Genomic DNA, 424 nt, shown 5'->3' with positions numbered 1-424 from the left:
CCGGGGACACGTCCACCTCGAAGCAGCGGGCCGCGCCGCCGTCCCAGATGAGGTCGACGCGTCCGAGATCGCGCACGCTGTAGGCGCGGTAGACTTCCAGCGCCGCCCGCTCGATTTCCGCGCGGATTGCCTGGGCATCGGCCGCGTTGGGGGAAAGCGACTCGTCGCGCACGGGGCAGAAGAACTCCTCAGCGTCGTCGGCCATGCGGGCCGCCGCGTCGTAAAAGCCCTCGCGAGCCACAATATCTACCGGCGGCAGCGCGTGGGCGTCCCAGCCGGTGCCGAGGATGGACACGGAAAGCTCCACGCCATCGACCCACTGCTCGATGTTCACGGCCTCGTCGTAGGACAGCGCTTCGAGCACCGCCTCGCCCAGCTCCTCCTGGCTTTTCACCTTGTGCACGCCCAGGGCGCTGCCGCCGTG

General features: G+C 69.3%; 1 pseudogene. It reads right to left on the bottom strand.

Annotated features, from left to right (window positions below):
* A pseudogene (locus tag NE591_RS12650) lies at positions 1–424 on the bottom strand (D-alanine--D-alanine ligase); the annotation flags it as partial.

It is taken from the genome of Adlercreutzia sp. DFI.6.23 (assembly GCF_024462535.1).
GTDB lineage: Bacteria > Actinomycetota > Coriobacteriia > Coriobacteriales > Eggerthellaceae > Adlercreutzia > Adlercreutzia rubneri.
Note: the sequence above shows the minus strand (reverse complement) of the source record. Positions and strands in the feature narration are given on the sequence as shown.